Origin of the sequence: Stenotrophomonas sp. BR163 (assembly GCF_047520985.2) — a bacterium.
In the GTDB taxonomy this organism is placed as follows: Bacteria; Pseudomonadota; Gammaproteobacteria; order Xanthomonadales; family Xanthomonadaceae; genus Stenotrophomonas; species Stenotrophomonas sepilia.
Map to the genome: position 1 here is coordinate 1 of NZ_JAXBRE020000068.1, position 1,262 is coordinate 1,262.

A 1,262-nucleotide genomic window follows, 5' to 3' on the forward strand; every position below is an offset into this window, starting at 1 on the left:
GCCGCGCCACCACCGCCACCTCGCCTACGCCGATGGCATGCAGCAGGGTGCGCGCGTTGATGTCCAGCACCTGCCCGGCCTGCAGCACGCGCTCGCCGTCGCTTACGTCCTCGCCGCGCAGGCGCACGTTCTGGCCCGGCTTCACCAATGCCTTCAGGGCAATGCGGGTCGGGCGGCCATCCTCGCTGGCGAGGATCTCCACGTTCTCGACCGGTACCACCGTATCCAGCCCGGCCGGCATGCGCGCACCGGTCATGATTTCCCAGGCACCCTCGCCGCCGTCGGCACCGGCATCGCCGGCCGCCTGCCAGCCCTGCACCGCGAACTCGGTGCCGGCCTCGAACGTCGCGCCGTTGGCGCGCAGCGCGAAGCCGTCCATCGCCGAATTGTCGAACGGCGGCAACGACTGCCCACTGATGATGTCACTGGCCAGAGTGCGGCCGCCGGCCTCATGCAGCGGCAGATGTTCGGCCGGCAGCGGCGTGGCCGCCTCCAGCAGGTGCTGCAAGGCTTCGCTGTAGGCAATCATCCGTGGCCACCACCCTCGACCATCGCCAGGGCGTGGCCCAGTACCGGCGCCAGGATGTCCAGGCACTGCGCCGCCGCCTTCGGGCTGCCGGGCAGCGCGAACACCAGCATGTTGCCCAGCTGCACCACCTCGGCGCGGCTGAGCCAGGTCATCGGCGTGTGCTGTGCACTCAGGGCCCGCACCATCTGCGCCAGGCCATGCACCGGCCGCGCGTTCAACGAACGCAGCGCCTCCGGGGTCAGGTCACGCGGGCCCAGCCCGGTACCGCCGGTACACAGGCACAGGCGCACGCCCTCGGCGGCCAAGGCCTGCAGGCGGCCCGCCAACGGCTCGATGCCATCGGGCAGCACTTCGGCGGCCACCACCTCGCCACCCAGCTTTTTCAGCCCGGTCACCAGGGTCGGGCCGGACACATCCTCATAACTGCCCTCGCTGGCGCGATCACTCAGCGTGATCACCGCGCAGGCCGCACCCTCCAACCCCTTTGGCGCACGCGGGTTGAAACGCTCACGCTCGGCCTCGTCCATGCCGTCCGGGTGCAGCCACACACCACGCTTGCCGCCTTCCTTGAACAGCAGGCGGATGCCTTCGATGCGCAGGGCCGGCTCCACCGGCTTGCTCAGGTCGTACAGGGTCAGCAGCGCCGCGTTGACGCCGGCCAGTGCCTCCATCTCCACGCCGGTGCGCGCCTCGCTGGCGCACTCGCACCACACACGGATCGCCTGCCGCTCCG

The 1,262-nt window shown here is 70.8% G+C and carries 2 protein-coding genes; both read right to left on the reverse strand.

Translation table 11 applies throughout. The features are described 5' to 3' along the window. The coding region (locus ACM0PY_RS21175) for a MoeA family protein (protein WP_495493303.1) at nt 1-529 on the reverse strand (529 nt) is incomplete at its 3' end. Next, on the reverse strand, nt 526-1,262 hold a 737-nt coding region (locus ACM0PY_RS21180; protein ID WP_495493304.1), incomplete at its 5' end, for a molybdopterin-binding protein. The genes ACM0PY_RS21180 and ACM0PY_RS21175, both read right to left, overlap by 4 nt.